At 44.7% G+C, this 22,254-nt stretch carries 13 protein-coding genes; 6 read left to right on the top strand and 7 right to left on the bottom strand.

Annotation, left to right across the window (positions count from 1 at the left end; translation table 11 throughout):
* Positions 1-9: 9 nt before the first annotated feature.
* Both MmiHf6_RS05900 and MmiHf6_RS05895 read right to left on the bottom strand, forming a co-directional pair.
* Complete coding sequence (locus MmiHf6_RS05900) at positions 10-9,333, bottom strand: InlB B-repeat-containing protein (RefSeq protein WP_316556876.1); 9,324 nt, start codon at positions 9,331-9,333, stop codon at positions 10-12.
* A 201-nt stretch (positions 9,334-9,534) separates the two neighbouring features.
* Complete coding sequence (locus MmiHf6_RS05895) at positions 9,535-10,200, bottom strand: hypothetical protein (RefSeq protein WP_316556875.1); 666 nt, start codon at positions 10,198-10,200, stop codon at positions 9,535-9,537.
* Between the two features lie 1,107 nt (positions 10,201-11,307).
* Here MmiHf6_RS05895 and MmiHf6_RS05890 point away from each other — a divergent pair.
* Entirely contained in the window at positions 11,308-12,231 is a 924-nt protein-coding gene (locus tag MmiHf6_RS05890; protein ID WP_316556874.1) for an AEC family transporter, read from the top strand.
* 96 nt (positions 12,232-12,327) lie between these two features.
* Complete coding sequence (locus MmiHf6_RS05885) at positions 12,328-12,660, top strand: hypothetical protein (protein WP_316556873.1); 333 nt, start codon at positions 12,328-12,330, stop codon at positions 12,658-12,660.
* Between the two features lie 173 nt (positions 12,661-12,833).
* Here the strand turns inward: MmiHf6_RS05885 and MmiHf6_RS05880 are convergent, their stop codons facing one another.
* Positions 12,834-13,106 (bottom strand): stationary phase-response protein, encoded by a 273-nt coding sequence (locus tag MmiHf6_RS05880; protein ID WP_316556872.1) that lies wholly within the window; start codon positions 13,104-13,106, stop codon positions 12,834-12,836.
* A gap of 508 nt (positions 13,107-13,614) precedes the next feature.
* On the opposite strand from MmiHf6_RS05880, the gene MmiHf6_RS05875 reads away from it, so the two are divergent.
* Positions 13,615-14,085: an Sjogren's syndrome/scleroderma autoantigen 1 family protein gene (locus tag MmiHf6_RS05875; RefSeq protein WP_316556871.1), complete on the top strand. Its 471-nt coding sequence runs from the start codon at positions 13,615-13,617 to the stop codon at positions 14,083-14,085.
* A 77-nt stretch (positions 14,086-14,162) separates the two neighbouring features.
* Here MmiHf6_RS05875 and MmiHf6_RS05870 read toward each other — a convergent pair whose 3' ends face one another.
* Positions 14,163-16,778, bottom strand: a complete 2,616-nt coding sequence (locus MmiHf6_RS05870) for a DEAD/DEAH box helicase (protein ID WP_316556870.1) — start codon at positions 16,776-16,778, stop codon at positions 14,163-14,165.
* Between the two features lie 221 nt (positions 16,779-16,999).
* Here MmiHf6_RS05870 and MmiHf6_RS05865 point away from each other — a divergent pair, with 221 nt between their 5' ends.
* A complete protein-coding gene (locus tag MmiHf6_RS05865; RefSeq protein ID WP_316556869.1) occupies positions 17,000-17,155 on the top strand; it encodes a hypothetical protein in 156 nt (51 codons plus the stop codon).
* Positions 17,156-17,182: 27 nt separating this feature from the next.
* Here the strand turns inward: MmiHf6_RS05865 and MmiHf6_RS05860 are convergent, their stop codons facing one another.
* The 3 genes from MmiHf6_RS05860 to MmiHf6_RS05850 form a co-directional block, all read right to left on the bottom strand.
* Positions 17,183-17,635, bottom strand: coding sequence for an Hsp20/alpha crystallin family protein (locus MmiHf6_RS05860; RefSeq protein WP_316556868.1), 453 nt, complete (start codon positions 17,633-17,635; stop codon positions 17,183-17,185).
* A 257-nt stretch (positions 17,636-17,892) separates the two neighbouring features.
* A complete protein-coding gene (locus tag MmiHf6_RS05855) occupies positions 17,893-19,188 on the bottom strand; it encodes a cofactor-independent phosphoglycerate mutase (protein WP_316556867.1) in 1,296 nt (431 codons plus the stop codon).
* On the bottom strand, positions 19,185-19,535 hold the full coding sequence (locus tag MmiHf6_RS05850) for a hypothetical protein (protein WP_316556866.1): 351 nt from the start codon (positions 19,533-19,535) through the stop codon (positions 19,185-19,187). The genes MmiHf6_RS05855 and MmiHf6_RS05850 overlap by 4 nt, the downstream gene beginning before the upstream one ends.
* 181 nt (positions 19,536-19,716) lie before the next feature.
* On the opposite strand from MmiHf6_RS05850, the gene MmiHf6_RS05845 reads away from it, so the two are divergent.
* Both MmiHf6_RS05845 and purM read left to right on the top strand, forming a co-directional pair.
* Complete coding sequence (locus MmiHf6_RS05845) at positions 19,717-21,129, top strand: aspartate kinase (RefSeq protein WP_316556865.1); 1,413 nt, start codon at positions 19,717-19,719, stop codon at positions 21,127-21,129.
* Between the two features lie 73 nt (positions 21,130-21,202).
* Positions 21,203-22,207: a phosphoribosylformylglycinamidine cyclo-ligase gene (gene purM / locus MmiHf6_RS05840; RefSeq protein WP_316556864.1), complete on the top strand. Its 1,005-nt coding sequence runs from the start codon at positions 21,203-21,205 to the stop codon at positions 22,205-22,207.
* Positions 22,208-22,254: the final 47 nt, after the last annotated feature.

The raw sequence follows: 22,254 nt of genomic DNA, 5'->3' as shown, positions 1-22,254 counted from the left end.
TCGTTCAAGTTACCCGAACAAAGACAAAATCACAGACCAGACAGACCGGATTAAGCCAAATAAACTGTTTTCGGCTTTATCATCAGAGGCAGTCAGATCCTGACTGAATCCGTCATTGATTTCTTCTGTTTCATCAAGGTTTGATTCAGGAACTTCAGGAGTCACAACAGAAGTTGTTGATGAAGCTGTTGATGAAGCTGTTGATGATGAAGAAAAAATCCTCCTCGATTTGGTTCCGGATTCTTCTTGTTCATCTTCGTCTTCTTCCTGTTCGTCTTCACCCTGTTTATCATCGATTTCATCGCCTTCTTCGTAATCCCAGACTGCGCTCAAATCCATGGACTGGACAGCCGGTTCGCCGAAGTCCCAAGAGACTCCGTCACTGTCAACCCAATTGGTCAAAGTCGCGCCTTCCGGAGCTCTGTAGCCGAAAGATTCAATCGAGAATTCAGCGGGTTCTGAAATGACACTGTCCATGGGAATCATGATTGAATAGCTGTCCAATTCATTTCCTGTGTTAGCCAGCACAAAAGTGCCGCCTGCCGCATCGAATGTAATTGTCAGCCATTCTGTTTCATCATCCTTCCAGACAGCATCCAACGTGAAGTCAGGTTCTTGAACAATAAATTTATCAAATTCCCAAATTCTGTCGTCTTCCGTCACCCAGGCAATCAATTCATAATCGCCGTTCTCAGGTGCAACAGGTTCTTCAAGCCAGCTTCCTGAATTAACAAGGACACTTGATGTTGGATGTCCGCTTTCAAATTCACCGAGTCCGGCATTGAAAGTGACTTCAACATTTCCGAAATCATCATCCCAGACAGCATACAAATACGTCTCGATTTTGTCGATCGTAATTGTTTGTTCCGGATAAATGATATTTTCGTCCTGGTCGACCCAGTAGAGGAATTCATAGCCTTCGTTAGAAACAAGTGCTTCTTCCGGAGTGTAGACCGTGTAGGCAGCGTCGTGTTCCAGCTGGAATGTCTTGTTTGTCGCAACACTCAATTTTTCAATTGCGTTGAGATCTCCAATCAAATCCGCATCACTTACATCATTGAAGTAGTAAACGCGGTGGCAGACGGAAACCCAAACCGGTGCAAGAACAAGATCGCTTTCAACTGTAATGGTTTCTCCAGAGGCATATGATGATCCGATTCCGTTTGTGACATCAATCCAGTGACTGACCGAGTAGAACTCGTTTGTCAAACCGATGTCTTCAGGAGTTTGAATCACATAAGTGCCTGCAGCAGAATCACTGTAAACGTCAGCGCCTTCAATGTTATCGAGGTATGTCACCGTGTAACCGGCAATTTCCTGTACCCAAACGGCTGTCAGGAAAACGTCTTCAATTGCGGTGATCGTTTCGCCGCCGTCATAGATGACATTGTTTTCTGAAATCCAGTGTGAGAACACATATCCGTCAACAGCTGTAAATCCTGATTCGCCGATCGTAAAGATATTGTATTCCTCACCATAGCCGATATCATCGTGGAACGGATCTCCTGTGCCGAATTCGCCCGAATTGTAAACAATTACGTAGCAAGATTCGTCTTCTGATACCCATTGAGCTGTTAAAATTACATCCGCAGTGAGGAAGAGTTCAGAGCCGACAAGCTGACCGGTTGAGTCTGCCCAGTGGCTGAATTCATAGCCTTCCATTGCAGCTATATTGACATCATCGATTGACTTAACACTGTAGGTTCCAAAAGACAATCCGCTGTCAGCATAATCGTCGCCTGAACCGCCGGTTCCGGCCTGATATGTAACAGTGTATCCTTCTGCAGGAGACCAAATCGCCGTTAAAGTCTTGCTGGCTTCAAACGTGAATTCATCTCCGGGGTAGTAGTAGTTTCCTGTGCCGGATTCTCTCCATGCGCTGAAAACATATTCTGCACCGTCGGGGATAATTCCTGTTGAATCCAATGTCAAAATGGTGTAAGGTTCGCCGACAACAGGTGTCTTGTCTGCATACCATCCTTTTCCGTGGTCACCCGAGAGGTAAGTCACAGAAACGCAGTCGGTTGACCAAAATGCTGTCAAAGTCTCATCACCGGTGAGCTGTTCGCCGATTGTGAGGATTTGATCCGGATAGTATTTTGTAACACCGTCAGAGGCGAGCCAGTAGTTGAAACTGCAACCTTCATCTGCCGGCGTGAACCTGACCAAGTCGTTGTACGGGCCAAGCACAGTATAGGCTTCGTCATCGTAATAGACGGTTTCCATAAAGTCTGCGCCGTTTCCGTTGTCACCGCTCTTGTAGGTCACAGTGAATGAATCGCTTGCGAGTTTCCAGACCGCTTTCAGATGTACGTAATCGGTGATGGTAATTTCATCGCCGGGTTGGTATGTCGTCGGGTCAGCGGGTTGCGGGTTCTCCACCTTCAGCCAATAGTCAAAGACATGGTTTTCAGGGGCTTCAAACGGTATGGAGTTCGGATTTCTGATGGTGTAGTCGGAATCTGTGTACAAACCTGGGTCTGTAAAGCTGTTTCCGCCTTCGTATGTGCCGTCTCCCGGGTAATAGGTGACAGTATAACAGTTTCCGGCCTCCCAGAACGCGACCAGGGTCAAGTTTTCTGTGATGGTGATGAGTTCAGGTGAACGATATTTCTTCGTGTCACTTGTATCTTCATTCATCCAGTACGAGAAGTTGTATCCCGGCTTGGAAATGCCTGCAGTTTCATTGGTTATGATGTTGTGTCCGTCTCCGTAAGTGAAGCCATCGACAACATACGGACCGCCGACGCCGCCGTCTCCTGCTTTATAGGTCACTGTATATTTTTCAGCTTCCCATACGGCAGTCAAAGTAACGTCGTTTTCGACGGTGAATGTGTCGTCGGGGATGAATGTATCACCGACTGCAACACTGCGTTCGACAGCAGCAACTTCCCAATGTATGAGTTTATGACCCGGTTTTGAGATCGAAACATCGTCGGCAGTAAGAACAGTGTGCTCTGCACCGTTTGTTTCCTGAATTACAGTCGGGCCGCCGAGACCGCCTTCGCCTGCCGTATAAGTCACTGTAAATGTATCAGCGACCCACATTGCAGTCAAAGTGACGTGGTCAGCAACCTGAAGTTCTTCTTCGGGCTGACAGGTGCCTGTCGGGTGTTCGATGCCTTCAATATTCCAGCAATGGAATTCATGTCCGTCTTTGGAGAATCCGATTGCTTCGTCGTCATGAGCCAAAACGGCGTGAGTTGCGTCGACTGACTCATAATATGTGACATCGTTGCCGTTGCCATCGCCGGAGCGGTAGGTGACGGTGAGAAGAGCGGTAATATCGTACTGAGCTGTGTATTCCGCGTCACCCGTTACGGTAACGATGGTCGGCTCCCATCCTGTCAATTCATAGTTTTTGCCTTCAAAGACGAAGGAAACTGCATCGGCAGGAGCAATCGGGGTTGCGCCGTAGTTGTATGTTTCGGTTTCAGCGGTTTGCGCTGCGTCAGCCGTGTTGAGATAGTTCCAAACGACGTTGTAGTCGACATCGGTAATATCGTACTGAGCTGTGTATTCCGCGTCACCCGTAACGGTAACGATGGCCGGCTCCCATCCTGTCAATTCATAGTTTTTGCCTTCAAAGACGAAGGAAACTGCGTTGACCGGAGCAATCGGGGTTGCGCCGTAGTTGTAGGTCTCGGTTTCGGCGGTTTGCGCTGCGTCAGCCGTGTTGAGATAGTTCCAAACGACATTGTAGTCGACATCGGTAATATCGTATTGAGCTGTGTATTCCGCGTCGCCTGTTACGGTAACGATGGCCGGCTCCCATCCTGTCAATTCATAGTTTTTGCCTTCAAAGACGAAGGAAACTGCATTGACCGGAGCAATCGGGGTTGCGCCGTAGTTGTAGGTTTCGGTTTCGGCGGTTTGCGCTGCGTCAGCCGTGTTGAGATAGTTCCAAACGACATTGTAGTCGACATCGGTAATATCGTATTGAGCTGTGTATTCCGCGTCACCCGTAACGGTAACGATGGTCGGCTCCCATCCTGTCAATTCATAGTTTTTACCTTCAAAGACAAAGGAAACTGCATTGACCGGAGCAATCGGGGTTGCGCCGTAGTTGTAGGTCTCGGTTTCAGCGGTTTGCGCTGCGTCAGCTGTGTTGAGATAGTTCCAAACGACATTGTAGTCGACATCGGTAATCTCGTACTGAGCTGTGTATTCCGCGTCACCCGTAACGGTAACGATGGTCGGCTCCCATCCTGTCAATTCATAGTTTTTGCCTTCAAAGACGAAGGAAACTGCGTTGACCGGAGCAATCGGGGTTGCGCCGTAGTTGTAGGTTTCGGTTTCGGCGGTTTGCGCTGCGTCAGCCGTGTTGAGATAGTTCCAAACGACGTTGTAGTCGACATCGGTAATATCGTACTGAGCTGTGTATTCCGCGTCACCCGTAACGGTAACGATGGTCGGCTCCCATCCTGTCAATTCATAGTTTTTGCCTTCAAAGGTGAAGGAAACTGCATTGACCGGAGCAATCGGGGTTGCGCCGTAGTTGTAGGTTTCGGTTTCAGCGGTTTGCGCTGCGTCAGCCGTGTTGAGATAGTTCCAAACGACGTTGTAGTCGACATCGGTAATATCGTACTGAGCTGTGTATTCCGCGTCACCCGTAACGGTAACGATGGTCGGCTCCCATCCTGTCAATTCATAGTTTTTGCCTTCAAAGACGAAGGAAACTGCGTTGACCGGAGCAATCGGGGTTGCGCCGTAGTTGTAGGTTTCGGTTTCGGCGGTTTGCGCTGCGTCAGCCGTGTTGAGATAGTTCCAAACGACGTTGTAGTCGACATCGGTAATATCGTACTGAGCTGTGTATTCCGCGTCGCCCGTAACGGTAACGATGGCCGGCTCCCATCCTGTCAATTCATAGTTTTTGCCTTCAAAGACGAAGGAAACTGCATTGACCGGAGCAATCGGGGTTGCGCCGTAGTTGTAGGTTTCGGTTTCGTCGGTTTGTGTTGCGTCAGCCGTGCTGAGATAGTTCCAAACGACATTGTAGTCGACATCGGTAATATCGTACTGAGCTGTGTATTCCGCGTCGCCTGTTACGGTAACGATGGTCGGCTCCCATCCTGTCAATTCATAGTTTTTGCCTTCAAAGGTGAAGGAAACTGCGTTGACCGGAGCAATCGGGGTTGCGCCGTAGTTGTAGGTTTCGGTTTCAGCGGTTTGCGTTGCGTCAGCCGTGTTGAGATAGTTCCAAACGACATTGTAGTCGACATCGGTAATATCGTACTGAGCTGTGTATTCCGCGTCGCCTGTTACGGTAACGATGGTCGGCTCCCATCCTGTCAATTCATAGTTTTTGCCTTCAAAAATGAAGGAAACTGCGTTGATCGGAGCAATCGGGGTTGCGCCGTAGTTGTAGGTTTCGGTTTCGGCGGTTTGCGCTGCGTCAGCCGTGTTAAGATAGTTCCAAACGACATTGTAGTCGACATCGGTAATATCGTACTGAGCTGTGTATTCCGCGTCACCCGTGACGGTAACGATGGTCGGCTCCCATCCTGTCAATTCATAGTTTTTACCTTCAAAGACGAAAGAAACTGCATTGACCGGAGCAATCGGGGTTGCGCCGTAGTTGTAGGTCTCGGTTTCGGCGGTTTGCGTTGCGTCAGCCGTGTTGAGATAGTTCCAAACGACGTTGTAGTCGACATCGGTAATATCGTACTGAGCTGTGTATTCCGCGTCGCCTGTTACGGTAACGATGGCCGGCTCCCATCCTGTCAATTCATAGTTTTTGCCTTCAAAGACGAAGGAAACTGCATTGACCGGAGCAATCGGGGTTGCGCCGTAGTTGTAGGTTTCGGTTTCAGCGGTTTGCGTTGCGTCAGCCGTGTTGAGATAGTTCCAAACGACATTGTAGTCGACATCGGTAATATCGTATTGAGCTGTGTATTCCGCGTCACCCGTAACGGTAACGATGGTCGGCTCCCATCCTGTCAATTCATAGTTTTTACCTTCAAAGACAAAGGAAACTGCATTGACCGGAGCAATCGGGGTTGCGCCGTAGTTGTATGTTTCGGTTTCGGCGGTTTGCGCTGCGTCAGCCGTGTTGAGATAGTTCCAAACGACATTGTAGTCGACATCGGTAATATCGTACTGAGCTGTGTATTCCGCGTCACCCGTTACGGTAACGATGGTCGGCTCCCATCCTGTCAATTCATAGTTTTTGCCTTCAAAGACGAAGGAAACTGCGTTGACCGGGGCAATCGGGGTTGCGCCGTAGTTGTAGGTTTCGGTTTCAGCGGTTTGCGTTGCGTCAGCCGTGTTAAGATAGTTCCAAACGACGTTGTAATCGACATCGGTAATCTCGTACTGAGCTGTGTATTCCGCGTCACCCGTAACGGTAACGATGGTCGGCTCCCATCCTGTCAATTCATAGTTTTTGCCTTCAAAGACGAAGGAAACTGCGTTGACCGGAGCAATCGGGGTTGCGCCGTAGTTGTAGGTTTCGGTTTCGGCGGTTTGCGCTGCGTCAGCCGTGTTGAGATAGTTCCAAACGACATTGTAGTCGACATCGGTAATATCGTACTGAGCTGTGTATTCCGCGTCGCCTGTTACGGTAACGATGGTCGGCTCCCATCCCGTCAATTCATAGTTTTTGCCTTCAAAGATGAAGGAAACTGCGTTGACCGGAGCAATCGGAGTTGCGCCGTAGTTGTAGGTTTCGGTTTCGGCGGTTTGCGCTGCGTCAGCCGTGTTGAGATAGTTCCAAACGACATTGTAGTCGACATCGGTAATATCGTACTGAGCTGTGTATTCCGCGTCACCCGTTACGGTAACGATGGTCGGCTCCCATCCCGTCAATTCATAGTTTTTGCCTTCAAAAATGAAGGAAACTGCGTTGACCGGAGCAATCGGGGTTGCGCCGTAGTTGTATGTTTCGGTTTCGGCGGTTTGCGCTGCGTCAGCCGTGTTGAGATAGTTCCAAACGACATTGTAGTCGACATCGGTAATATCGTACTGAGCTGTGTATTCCGCGTCACCCGTTACGGTAACGATGGTCGGCTCCCATCCCGTCAATTCATAGTTTTTGCCTTCAAAGACGAAGGAAACTGCGTTGACCGGAGCAATCGGGGTTGCGCCGTAGTTGTAGGTTTCGGTTTCGGCGGTTTGCGCTGCGTCAGCCGTGTTGAGATAGTTCCAAACGACATTGTAGTCGACATCGGTAATATCGTACTGAGCTGTGTATTCCGCGTCACCCGTTACGGTAACGATGGTCGGCTCCCATCCTGTCAATTCATAGTTTTTGCCTTCAAAGATGAAGGAAACTGCGTTGACCGGAGCAATCGGAGTTGCGCCGTAGTTGTATGTTTCGGTTTCGGCGGTTTGCGCTGCGTCAGCCGTGTTGAGATAGTTCCAAACGACGTTGTAGTCGACATCGGTAATATCGTACTGAGCTGTGTATTCCGCGTCGCCTGTGACGGTAACGACGGTCGGCTCCCATCCTGTCAATTCATAGTTTTTGCCTTCAAAGACGAAGGAAACTGCGTTGACCGGAGCAATCGGGGTTGCGCCGTAGTTGTAGGTCTCGGTTTCGTCGGTTTGCGCTGCGTCAGCCGTGTTGAGATAGTTCCAAGTCACAGTATATTCCTTAGCAACCCAAACGGCTGTCAAGTTTTTGTAACCTTCAACCGTGAATGTGTCGCCCGGATACCATTTCGTGTCAGGGACATCATTATCGAGCCAGTAAGCGAACTCATGACCTACACTGCTGTTTGTTAAATTGGTATCTTTGAAATCCAAAACTTCATAGAGTTCACCATATACCAAATTGCCGTCTGTGTACGGCAGAGTTATCGGAATACCATACTCGCCGCCGTAGTAGTTGACATAGTAACAGTCAGAAGCCTGCCAGGCCGCAATGAGCGTCAAATCGCTCAAAAGCGCAGCATCATCACCGAACTCATAAATCTCGGCAGGGTTGGCTTCATTGTACCAGTGCGTCAAGGTGTAGCCTGTCTTTGTGAAAGGCACGCCATCAGGATCCGGATTTTCAGGATCATCGCCGACCCATCCGCGAACAGTATAGTCGTAAGGAACGCCGCCAATTGATGCCAAGTTGTCATCAATAAACGTCGCAGCGTCATATGCTTCACTGTCTTTGTATGTCACAGTATAATATGATATAGGAGTCCACTGCGCCGTCAAAACGCTGTTTCTCGTGACCGGGAATGATTCGGTAGCTGAATATGTGACAGGATTTTCTGAATCATCCTCCCAGTGGCTGAATGTGTGTCCATCCTTAGAGAATCCAAGGTCAGCATGATCATGAGTCAAAACAGCGTGGATTGCATCCAAGTCTTCATCATATACTTTTTCCGTGCCTGTTCCTGTGCCTGGGTGGTAAGTAACGGTGAACTTAGAGCTTACATAATTATCAGCATACAAATCCAAGTTGCCGTGCGGCATCAAGTCGCTTTCAAAGTTCCAGGATGTTTCCTTTAACACGCCGTTGACTTTCTCATACCAGCCGTTGTAAGTGTAACCTGCGGGCGGGTTCAAAATAACATTCTCGCCGTCAAACGGATCTGAAAAGACTTTCCCGTGTGAAGCTTTCATTGCGTATGTGTCGGAATCTACATCACCATCTTCACCGGAAACCGTCACATTGCCGGGGTCGGCATAGAATGTTACTGTTCCGAGCGGACACATCATAACGTCCTGCTCGCTGTTGATCAAAATATCGATCGCTTCTGTGTCTTCATAATCATCTAACGTGAAAAGGAAGGCACTTGTTGCAGGCAGCCAAACTGTTGCCCAGCCGAAAGTGGCTTGGTCGGGTGAGTCCAATCGTGTGCTTGTTCTCGAGTAGGCTGCATATTCTCCGGATTCAATTCTGACGCCGGATAGTTTTGTTACAGGGTCAACTCCGGGACATTCTATGACTCTGAAAGTCATCGGGTAGACCGTTTCTGTTTTGCTGTTTATGTAAGAGGCTGTGCCTTGGTTTAAAGTGTACAAGCTGCCGTCATCAATAGTAACGGTTCCTTTAAAACCGCCGCCGAGTGTCACAACATCGTTCTTTTCACCGATGAATGTTGAAACGGCTGTGCCGTCTTTTCCTGCGGTTCCTGCTTTTTTGCCTTCACCGGCAGCGCCGCCGAGACCAAATGCTGCATCACTTTCGAGACCGTTGATTGTAACGATGCTGTCTGTGATTTTAAGGAGGAGGCTTCCGCCTGTGCCGCCGTTACCGCCGTTGATGCTGTAAGAGCTGCCGCCGAACCATTTCTTGCCGGTGCTGTATGCCTGGCCGCCGTCGCCTGCGTCTCCGCCTGCAACGCCGCGCCAAACATTCTGAATCGTCACGGAATCGGAATTGATGGTCACATTTGCGTTTCCGCCGTTTCCGCCTTTACCGGGTGTGCTGTATCCCTATTTGTGATCGCATTGCGCAATCGTTGCACCGTCGCCGCCTGTGCCGCCTCCGATGCCGACTGTGTTCTCGGTGTTTGCACCGCTGATTAAAACCGCGCCGCCGTTAATCGTTAAATTAACAGAACCGCCGTCTGTGCCGTAGGAATTGCATTCCTAACCGCTGTATTTGCCGACGGAACCGATGCCTCCTGCACCTCCGCCAATGCCGATACTGTATTCAGCGACATTAATATTAATGATGCCGTCGTTAATGGTGATGGAACCGGTGCTCTCGCCTGCGGCGTTATTTAAACCGGCGTTACCGCCGATACCCGCAGCGTATGAACCGCCCTGAATGTTCAATGTGCCGGTTCCATTCATTGTCATTTGAGTTCCGTTTGAAACTCTGATTGCAGCGTACCAATCCGGTGCTTTGAGTGAATTCACCGTATCTTCTTTGATTTCTAAATTCACTTTAGCCCGATTCACGATGGAAATCGGATTTTGTTTGTAGCTGAGGCTTGTTTTTGACTGATATTGAGCTTCAATATCAACCCCGTTCAAAATAATTTGTATTGTATTAGCAGAGGTTTGATTTCTGCCGTCGATATAAATAGCGTTGTTTGTTATTCCTGAACTGTTTACCGAAATCACAGTGTCAGAAATTGAATAACTGGTTCTGCCGCCATTTATTGTCATAGTATTTGTGTTTGTAACGTTTATTTTTAAATCGCCGCTGCTGAGATCGTACGGAACTTCGGCGGCCGCTGCCATTCCGCAGCTGAGCAGTCCGAATAAACATACGAGTATCAAAACGGCAAATAAATTATTGCGTTTCATAGGCTTCCCTCATCACGGGTTTACTTATGTAAACCCTGATTTGTATAGCAAACCAATCACGATTAGAATCTCGTTATTTCACAAAACCAAAAAAAATCGGGTTATTTCGTTTTTCAATTTTAATCTGATGATTTTTAAGTCCGTTTTCAACCACTAATCTTTTTATAAAGTGATATAAATATTTTGGTAAAAGGCGGCGACTGATAATCTTTTATGTAAAATGTCGCTGTTTGTCGAAAATTTATTTTTTAATTATCTATATTATTAAACTATTTTTATATAAACGTCGAGCGACATTTTATCACTTAAATGATGTTATTCTGCATATGGGAAAATTTCCGAATTAAAAAAAATAGTGATGATAAAAAACATAATAATGTTATTCTTATAATATTTGTTAATCGATATCTGTTGCATTCTCGAAACTTATTCGTTATTCGTCAAATATATTTTATTTGCAAATTCTATATTTTTGAAAGATTAATTTATAGAATATAATAATTTTACACATTCGAATTTTTTCCAAAAACCGTTTATTTTTTGACTCTTTATTTTTTATTTTTTTGTAAAACGTTCTGTTCCTAATTTTATATTTATTAGACAATAGTCGATACAATGTATAATACGGTTTTCGATTTGCTCTTTTACATTATATGAACTATATATTTTGTATGAAATCTGTGTGTTTTCCGATTTTTTGTAAAAACGTATCTTCAATCTGTTTTTCAAAACCGCAGAAAACCAATAAAAACAAACACTAAAATTAAATAAACTAAAAAGTGTAAACAAAAAAATCATAAGCCAAGCAAAATCATAACCAAGCAAAATCATAAACAAATAAATACATGAAGTAATAGCATAAATCGACAGCAAAATAAAACAAAAATAAAACAAAGGAAACAAAAAACAAAGGAAACAAAAAACAAAGAGTAAAAGACAAGAAAAAACGATAATCTACAAAAAACGACGGCAGGCAAAAGTAAGACAAAAATAGATAAAAAAGACAAAAATAGATAAAAATAAGACAAAAGAATTATAAAGAAATCAATTTTACTATGATTTATACTTTAATTTAAATTAAAAAATGTATCAATAAGCGATGATTGTATGGATATTATTTTTGTCATAATATTTTTAATTCTTTTGGGCTGGGTTTTAAAAAGTCTCGGATTTTTGTCGGAAAAAGACAAAATCACGCTGAATAATCTTGTCATTTATGTCGGCATGCCGGCACTTGTTTTTAATTCGATGCTGACGAATGTCAAATCAAGTGATTTGGCATCTTTTTTTAAGCTGACGCTTTTCATTTTAATCATTTCGCTGCTTTGCGCGTTTGTCTCTTATTTGGTCGGCAAAAAAATTTTGAAATTGCAGCCGAAATCACTCGCCGCTTTCATTCTTGTCTGCGCCTGCGGCAACACGGCTTTTATGGGTTTTCCGATCATCACCGGTTTTTACGGAACGGAAGGATTCACGCGCGCGATTTTCTGCGATGTCGCGACTTTAATTGTTGTTGTCGGTCTTGCAAGTTATTTAGGCGCAAAAGTCAGCGGCCAAAAAGTGAATGTCTTCAAGCAAGTCTTGAAATTTCCGCCGTCAATTGCCTGGGCGATTGCTCTTGTTTTGATTTTGCTCGGTATCAATATGGAAATGTTTCCGACATTTGTTCCGACAGTTCTTGATTTGCTGGCAGGCATTGTCGTTCCTCTGATTATGATTTCGCTCGGCGTTTCTCTTTCCGGAAAATATTTGAAAATCGCATTGATTCCGGCAGTCGGCGTTACAATTATTCAGCTTATCATCGCTCCGATTATGGGTATTCTCATATCGCCGCTGTTTTCGTTTGCGGCGCTTGATAAAAAAGTCGCGATTTTGGAATCCGGTATGCCGCCTGCGATGACGCCCGCAATTTTTGCGGAAATTTACGGTTTTGATACAAAATTGATTTCAGCGTCCATCTTCCTTTCAACCGTCGTTTCACTCGGTTCGATTCCGCTGCTTCATTTGATCTTGGAAGCGGGGCTGGTGTGAAAAAAGGTTTGCTCAAATTTTGTTCGCGGCTGACCTTCGGTCAGCCTCTCACAAAATTTCAGGTTGCGGGGGGAGTGTGGTGTTTGTAAAAAAATTTTGCTCGGCTTCGCCTCACAAAATTTCATCTGGCAGGGGGCGGTGTTTTTAAAAAATCGCTTCGCGATTTTTCAGGCTTCGCCTGTTTCCGATTGGAAGCAGGTTTCTGTTTCCGCGTGGAGTCAGGTTTCTGTTTCCGGCGGGAGGGAGGTGTTTGTTTCCGGCGGGAGGGAGATGTTTGTTTCCGGTGGGAAGGAGGTGTTTGTTTCCGATTGGAGTCAGGTGTTTGTTTCCGGCGGGAGGGAGGTGTTTATAAAAAATCGCTTCGCGATTTTTTGCCATCTTTTTCGGCTTTGCCAATCGCCGGCCACCGCCGCCGCGCGAGCCGCATAAATTTTCAAAAAATATTCAATAACGAACCAAGAAATTCAAAAAATATTCATTAACGGGCGCGTTTTACAAAAATCAAAAACAAACGGAGCATACGCTGTTTCAAAAAAAACAATTTAAAAAAAGAAAATAAAAGAAAACTAAAAAATAAAGTAAAAATATAAAAATAACCGGAATTAAGCTTCCGGCGGGATTGTTTCGAGCTTTCCGAGGATGCTCCAAATGTAAGTTCCCGTATGCATCGGGAGGTTCGGGTCGTAACTGACATCGGAAAGCGTTTTAAGCGCAGATGCCGCGCGCAGGAAAAGCTCTTGATTTTCGTCTTTGAGAACTTCAATAATTTCCGTAACGGAACGTCTTATATTTCTCGGAACGGATGTGTCGTTTGCAATCATATCCAATTCCGAAATACATTGGTCAATGGTCTTTTGGTATTCATCAGCTGCCATAATATCACCTGAACCGAAGTCGAAATCAAAAACCCGGGTTATACCGGAATAAAAACTGAAGAGAAACAAATGAAATTAATCAGGCAAAACAAACCAAAAGTCGGTTTCCCCAAATCCAAAACAATTTTGTTTTTGATAACGGACTCGATAAATAAATTTGATATATATTAATAATAAAGTTGAATAAAATTTAAAGGTTTATTACTTTAATTACTTTAACGTCGCCTTTTAGACTTAACCTTAGAGTAGAGAGAACTCTCATTTAAATTTAACCTTTGAAAACAAAAAAACAGCCGCTGAAGACAACGAACAATATCAATCGAATCAAAAAGAGAAATCACAAATAAAAACGAAACCGTTGGAAAAGTTATATTAGAACAAAAACCCAATTCTATTTTCTTCATTTCAATTTAATTCTTCAAATTAATTCATTTCAAATTAAACAATTAAAAATTCAAAATTCAAACAATTAATAATAAAAATCAGAAATAAAAATAAAGGTGAAAAAATGGATTCCGATGATAATGTTAAAAAAATTGCCCGTTTCCTTGAAAACGGCGGCACAATGCTTGCCAATCACTGCGACACTTGTGGCGCTCCCCTCTTCCGATTTAAAGGAGAAATCATCTGCCCGCTTTGCAGCGGCGTTGAAACAGACCAAACGCCCGCGCCGATTTCAAAAGATGCGGCGCCCGTCTTTTGTTCGCCCGGCGTTCCCGCTAAAAAAGCAAACCCGCCCCAAAAATACAACAAAGAAAACAAAAAACAAACCGCGTCAGGTACACCTGTTGAGAACTACAAAAATTATGAGGTTGAACCGACTGTTTATTCTGTCGAAGAAGAACAGCTTCGCGATTTGATTCTGATGAAACTCACGGCGGTTGCCGAAGATATGCAGAACGAAACAGACCCGCGCCGCGTTTTTGAATATTTGGAAATTATCGAAAAGGGGTTGGATTTAATCGAAAGACTCTATTGAGTTTTTCAATTTTCCATTCATTTTATCATTTTTTTCAATTCATCTTCGATTTAATTTTAATCGATTTTCCATTCGATTTATTTCTTATATTCCGCTGCAACGACTTCTCGAATGCGTTTTGCCGTCACTTTTCCAATGCCTTTGACGCGGCACAAATCTTCTTCCGACGCGTTAAAAATATTATTTAAAGAACCGAATTCCTGAAGCAGAATTTGAGCGGCGTGCGGACCGACACCTGAAATGGAAGACAAAATATATTCCTGCTGCTCATGCGTTGTTTTGGCCGGCTTTTTCCCGTGCGGATTGACTGTTTTTTTCTCGTTGATCTGTTCTTTTTTAGCCATCATTTTCAAAAGCAAAGCAGTTTCTTCTTCGCTTTTTGTATAAAAAATCGACACATTCAAATCAATTTCAATCGAAAGCAAAGCGCCGCGAACAGAATTTTCATGCATTTGCCCGACGGCTAAATCTTCATCGCCTTCGATAATTAAAACCGGTTTTTTATAAGAGCGGGAAAGATCGATCAATTGAGAAAAAAGATTGCGTTTGCCGTCGATAAGAGATGCCGAAAAGTCGGCAATCGTTTTTCGCTCAATCGCCATGTCATCGCTGACAACATAATCGGCAACGTCAAGCTTCATCGTTTTGAGTTCGATGCCGTATTTGTCCAAGCATTTCAAAACACCGCTTTTGATTTCACGCGTATCGGCTAAGATTTTCAGCTTCGGCTCGGACGATTTTTCAGAAACAGATTCCAAAGCAGGTTCCGAAACAGGATCTGAAACGGAATCTGAAACAGAATCGGAAGAAAGGCCGGAAACAGGACCCGAAGCATGTTCTAAAACAGATTCCAAAGAAGATTTTGAAACAAAATCTGAAACAGAATCTGAAACAAAATTTTCGGAAAATATATGAGAACGAACGGGATGCTCTTTGGATTGGGAAATCATTTCAGAGAGAGAAATATCATCTTCAAATGAAGAATCGTTTTCAAGCTCTGAAACTGCCGGAGCTTTTGGCGCGCTGTCGCCCTGATTTTCATCGGACTTTTTACTTTCGTATTTGCTTTTAAATTCTTTTTCAAAATCGGAAAACGTCTTTTGATTTTCCGGCTCTTTTGAAAAATCACTGCGGCTGCTGCCCGAATATGCTTTTTGAAGACTTTTCATTTCGGAAAGCATTCGCTTCTCTTTGTTTTGACTGCTCCAGCGATAAGCTTCATCGCGCGTTCCTTTCGTAATCAGCATAATCACGCGGCCCGTTTGGAAACGACCGGTACGTCCTTTCCTTTGAATACTGCGGATTTCGGACGGGACGGGCTCGTAAAACAAAACCATGTCCGTTGACGGAATGTCCAAACCTTCTTCGGCAACGGATGTTGCAATCAAAACATTATAAACGCCCGCGCGGAACTGTTCGATAATTTCAGTTTGCTGCTTTTGAGTCAGCCCCTTGTCTTTGTTGCGTGACCCTTGCCCGACAAAACGAACCGGTCGAACATCAGGAACGTTGGACAACGCCTCTTTAACAATATTTGCAGTTTCTCTGAAATTCGTAAAAACAATGATTTTAGAATCGGGAGAACTTGACAACTGTTCACTCACGATTTTTTGAACGGCATAGAATTTCGGATGCTCAATGCCGCATTTTTCCGTCAAATGAAGCGCCTGTCTGAAATAAAGATCGGCTGCAAGTCTTTTGACGGCTTTGCTTGCGCCGGATGTGCCTGCTTCTTCATCCATTTTCTTTAAGTACGCCAAAAGCGCTTTTGTGCCCTGCGTTTCAATCAATTCGACCGCATGCTCAATTTTCATAATTTCAGCCATGACCGAAACGGCCTGATAAATGCTTGAATCCGCTGTTTCGTTTCTCATTGCTGCCGTCAATTGCGCTTGAAGCGCCAGCAAATCGCGTTTGGGCAAATAATTTTTATCGAGCGGATACCCGAATTCGGCAAGCTTGTCCAATCTTTCGTTTAAAATCTTTTTAAGCGCTTCCCGAATTTCAGCCAGCTCTTTCGGAAGCTCCAAACTCATCCATTCAATTTCTTTTTTGTGAACATAAGGCTTAATGTCGGCGTCACCTTCCGTTTTGACGACAACATTTTCAATTGAAAGGGCGGCGCAGACTTCATCGATCTTTTCTTTTTCGCTGCCCGGACTTGCCGTAATTCCCAAAATCAATGGAGAGTCAGCCGTTGCAACGTATTTTTCGGCAATGTAAGTGTAAGCGTAATTTCCGACAGATCGATGCGCTTCATCAAAAACAATGCAAGAGACATCTTTGAGCGAGATTCGGGAGTTGATCAAATCATTTTCAATGACTTGCGGCGTTGCAATAATCATATCCGCATCTTGCCACATTTCGCTGCGTTTTTCGGGCGCGACGCTTCCCGTGAATGCTTTGACTTTTCCTTCGGGCAATTTCATAACGCGGGAAAAGAAATCAAAATGCTGTTCAACGAGCGGTTTTGTCGGAGACAGAAGCAAAACTTTGCCGCCGATTTTTTCAAGGCGCATCACCATAACGAGAAGAGCGACAACGGTTTTTCCGAGAGACGTCGGCAGAACAACAAGAGAATTTTTCGTCGTGCATCCTGAAACAATATTGAGCTGATATAAGCGCTGCTCAACGGAATTTTCCAGAATCAATGGATGCTTGATGTATTGCTTGTTAAACGATTCTTCCGACATTTTATTCCCGAATTGGACTGTTATTGGGGTAAGTGAGTTAATTTTAATGTACTGTTCCTATGATGCTTTTTCTTATAAATAATCAGCCTGCGAAGTGAAACTACTGAATTGTATAAAGTCAAATAATAGAATTAATGCAAAAATAAAATTCGCGGATTGTTTATCAAAATTTTAAAAAAACGGAGCAGACGCGCGCGGCGGGGAAGCTGCGGCGATGCAAAATGCAAACAACAATCCTAAAAAGAAAACAAAAAGAAAACAAAAAGAAAACAAAAAAGAAAATAAAAAAGAAAAGAAAAAAGAAAAGAAAAAAGGAAAATAAAAAAGAAAAACAAAAGAAAAATAAAAACAAAAAGAGGGGAAAGAAGAAAAGATAATAATAAAATTAAATAATAAAATTAAAATTAATCTTCGACTTCAATCGTGTCGATTTTTTTGGGAAGGAAAACGGTCAAAACGCCGTTTGCCAGCTTCGCCGTTGCTTTTTCTTCGTCGATTTGAACGGGAATATTGACGGAGCCTTCGTATTTACGGTAAAATCTTTCGCGGCGGATGTAAATGCCTTCTTCGATGTCTGTCAGACATTCGGCGCGTACCGTTAAGAGTCTGTCCTGGATTTCAAGCGTGACATCATCTTTCGTAACGCCCGGAAGATCGGCTTTTAAAACGATATCGTTCTTGCGCTCAATTAAATCCATCAGCGGCGTCTGTCTGAACTCGCCGAAAGTGTTTTCTTTCGCATTCTTTCCGAGTGATGTGATTTTGCTGAAAATATTATTCATTGAAGATTTACTTTCAGGCTCAGCCTCTTGCTCGCATTCATTTTCTTTTGTTTGTTTTTTATAGAACGGATTCATTTCCCCTCATCCCTCCTGATTGTAAAAGCGTTTTTGTGTTATTTTTGTGTTATAAACCAAAGTGAAAACAAACAATCATATTTGATATAATCATATTTGCTTAGTTTTGATTAAAGAAGAGTTTGAAATATATTAATCTATTTCAAAACATGCTTCAAATTGTCGCTCCCATTATTATCTCAATGATTTATCTCAATTATTCAGTTCAATTATTCATTTAAATTATTCATCTCAATTATTGATCTCAATTATTGATTTCATTTATTTTCACTTTCGATCATTAAAGATACCAAATCCGGCGCGTAAACTTTCCCGAGACTGCCTTCAATAACTGCATCTTCATCGAAAACGGAAACGTTGTCCGCATTGTTTTCCCGCGTATCGTATAAAGCAAAAGGAATCGGGTCGCTCGTGTGCGTCTTTAAAGCAACAGGCGTCGGATGGTCAGGCATCAAAAGGATTTGGCACGGCTCATCCAAAGATTTGGCGTATTCCAAAAGCGGCGCGACGATTTTTGAATCAAGATCGAGAACGGCCTGCATTTTCTTTTTGTAATCACCGATGTGACCGCATTCGTCCGGCGCTTCAATATGGACAAAAACAAAATCTTTTGTTTTGAGCGCTTCGATTGCCGCATCTGCTTTTCCCTTGTAATTCGTGTCCAGAAATCCGGTCGCGCCTTCAACTTCAATAACATCCAAACCGGCGCAGATGCCGATTCCTTTGAGAAGGTCAACGGCTGAAATGACGGCGCCCGTTTTATGATGGAGTTTTTCAAATGATTCGAATTTCGGCGCGTTTCCTTGCCCCCAAAACCAAATGCAATTGGCCGGAAGTTTTCCAACGGATGCGCGCTTTTTGTTGACGGGATGGTCTTTTAAAACATTATATGAAGCCGCCATCATATCCAAATAAGTTTGAGCCGCTTTGGTGTTTTCGACGTCTTTTTCATTTTCGGAATCGTCTGCGCATCTTGCATCGGCTTTCGGGAAATAATCAGACGCTTTTTTTCCGGTGATGTCATGCGGCGGCGTGAATGTCAGTCCTTTGCCGTAATTTTCCTGCGCGACAAGCAAGTGACGGTAACTGATTCCGGGATAAAACTTGAATCGGTCGGTTCCGAGTTCTTTGTCGACGGCTTTGATGAGTTCTTCGGCTTCTTCGGATGAAATGTGTCCGCCGCTGTAATCGACGATATATGCGTCGGCAAGCGCAGGACCGTCAGCGCCGACCGTTCCGTCAGCGTTTCCGATCGTAATCAGATTCGTTCGAAAAGCCAAGTCGTTGCCCTGAAGCGAAACGCCCATGCTGAGCGCTTCAAGCGGCGAGCGGCCGGTGTAATAAACGGCAGGATCGTAGCCGAAAATGGACATGTTGGCAACATCGCTGCCGGGAGGATAGCCTTCGGGAACCGTGACCGCAAGACCTGTTCTGCCGTGTTTTGCGAGATAATCGATGCTTGGTTTTGAGACCGCCTGCAAAATTGTTTTTCCGTCCAGTTCAGGAATCGGAAGATCAGCCATACCGTCTCCGATAATAACAATATATTTCATGAAAAGAGTGATGCCTTTATTCTTATTTTAAATCTCTCATTCCGATTTCTGTTGTTTTTAAGATTGATTTGGTTTTTTGAGAATGATTGATTATTAAACCGGATCCTCAATTTTGAAAAAATGATTAAAAACAAATCTGCGTTTTGAAAAAAATTAAAATTTGTGCGGTTCGCGCGCGGCGGCAGCCGCAAAAATCGCGTAAGCGATTTTTCAATAAACACCTCCCTCCCGCTGCAAACACACACCACCCTCCAACTGCAAACACACACCTCCCTCCAACTGCAAACAAACACCTCCCTCCAACTGCAAACAAACACCTCCCTCCCGCTGCAAACCGGCGAAGCCATAAAAAATAGCGAAGCGATTTTTCTGCAGAGACAGACTCCCCCCGCCCTGAAATTTTGTTCGCGGCAGCCGAAAGGCTGCCGTGAACAAAATTTATTTAAACAACTTTAAACATTGAAAAAAGAATCAAAAGTCTAAAAAAACCATAAGCAACGGAACAGAAATTTAACGGAATAGAAAATTATGAAGATCGTGATGAAATTCGGCGGAACCTCCGTCGGTGACGGGAAAAAAATACGCCATGTTGCCGAATTGGCGAAAAGCTATTATGACAAAGGAGATCAGGTTGTTTTAGTGACATCCGCTCTTGCAGGCGTTACCGACCAACTTCTGGATGTTGCGACAGCCGGTTGCGAAAACGGAAAAGTGACGGTTGTCACGGAATTCAGCACCGCGCTGAAACAGCAGCATTTTACCGCCGTCAACGAAGCGATTGATGACGAAAACGTCAAAGCCGAAGTCATCGAATTTTTAACAAGCCGCATTGACGAACTTGAAAAAGCGCTCATCGGCATCTGTTATTTGGGCGAATTAACACTTCGCTCCCGCGACAACATTTCATCTTACGGCGAACGTTTAGCCGCGCCGATCGTCTCGGGCGCACTTCGTTCCATGGGAATCGCTTCCAAAGATTACACCGGCGGTGAAGCCGGAATCATCACAACCGACGTGTTCGGCGGCGCAAAACCGCTTCCGAAATCTTATGATTTGATCAGCAAAAAATTGACGCCGGGACTCAAAAATTCAATTCAAGTCGTAACCGGCTTTATCGGCGAAAATGAAGAAGGAACGATTACAACACTCGGCCGCAGCGGGTCAGATTATACGGCATCCATTGTCGGCGTCGGCATCAAGGCGGATGAAATCTGGCTTTGGAAAGAAGTCGACGGCATCATGACCGCAAACCCGAAAATCGTCCCGAACGCGCGTACCATTCACTTTATTTCATATCAGGAAGCAATGGAACTCTCCTCTCTCGGCGCAGAAGTCCTGCACCCGAGAGCGATTGAGCCGTCCATGATGCACAATATTCCCGTTCGCGTGAAAAGCACATTCAAGCCCGACTTTGACGGAACGCTTGTCGTGACCGAAAACACGAAATCCAAAAATGTTGTCAAAGCCGTCAGCATGATCAAAAAAGTGTCTTTGATCAACGTTTCAAGTCCCGAAATGGTGGATTCCGTCGGAAAACTCGCGGTCATCTTTTCGATTCTTGCAGAAAAAAAAGTCGGCGTCCGCTTAATCAGTCAAGGCTCCGAATCCAGCATTTCATTTATTGTCAACGACGCTGACCGCGTCAAAACAGTCAAAGCGCTGAAAGCCGAACTCGGCGACGCGTATACGGTGGACTACCGCTCGGATGTGTCCGTTGTCGCCGTCGTCGGCGCCGGAATGGCAGGCACGCCCGGTGTCGCAAAGCGTGTGTTTACGGCGCTCGGCAAAGAAAACATCAGCATTATCATGATCAGCCAAGGCTCTTCCGAATACAATATTTCTTGTGTCGTCAGCAGCGCCGAAGTCAATAAAGCCGTTGCCGCTCTGCACGGCGAATTTGAACTGGACAAAATCGAAAACGGAAAAGAAAGTAAAAAATAATCCATTGATTAACATCCATCATTATCATATTCATCAAACCATATCAATTATCAAATTATTATGAGGCTTATTTATGACGGGAAAAGAACAATCCACTTACGCGACTTCCGGTGTTGATATTCATCAGGAAGAAGATACGATCAAATCTTTGACAAAAACAATGACTTTCAAAAGAGAAGGTTTCGGCGCGCCGCTTACAGAAATCGGTCATTATGCCGGTTTAATGGATTTCGGCGAATTCGCAATCGCGATGACAACCGACGGCGTCGGCTCAAAAGTTTTGATTGCAAACGAAATGGGGAAATGGGATACGATCGGCATTGACTGTGTTGCGATGAATGTCAATGATTTGCTTGCAATCGGCGCAGAACCGATTGGTTTTGTGGATTATCTCGCGCTTGAAAAACACAGACCCGGATTTGCCGCGGAAGTCGGAATCGGTCTTGCAAAAGGCGCTGAAATTTCAAAAATGTCGATTGTCGGCGGCGAAACCGCAACGCTTCCCGACATCATCAAAGGATTTGACCTTGCCGGAACCTGTATCGGCGCCGTCAAAAAAGAAGATGTATTGACGGGCGAAAAAATCAAAGTCGGCGACGTGATTATCGGTTTGAAAAGCAGCGGCATTCACAGCAACGGTTATTCTTTGGTCCGCAAAATCATCAAAGAGTCCGCTTACGATTATCAGGATTACTGCCCGTACGACCCGAAGAAAACGATCGGCGACGAACTTTTGATCCCGACGAGAATTTACATGGAAGTTTTAGACGTTCTCAAACAGCATGAAGTTCACGGCCTCGCGCACATTACCGGCAGCGGTCTTTTGAAATTGAGGCGCATTACAAATCTCGGTTTTGACTTCGATGACCCGATTGAACCGCAGGAAATCTTCAAATTCCTTCAGGAACAGGGCAATGTCACCGATCTTGAAATGTACAAGACGTTCAACATGGGAATGGGCTTTATCATCATCGTTCCCGAAGAAGTCGCGCCTTACGTCATGGGCATGACCGGCGGAAAGCGTGTCGGAACGATTGTCGAGTCCGGCATCAAAGTCAAAGATTTGGTGATTGAGTAATCTCAATCCTCTTCTTTCTTTTTTTATATATTTTCAGTCAAAATCAA

This window comes from Methanimicrococcus hongohii, from assembly GCF_032594095.1.
GTDB classification, from domain to species: domain Archaea; phylum Halobacteriota; class Methanosarcinia; order Methanosarcinales; family Methanosarcinaceae; genus Methanimicrococcus; species Methanimicrococcus hongohii.
This window is presented reverse-complemented; position numbering and strand designations above follow the sequence as displayed.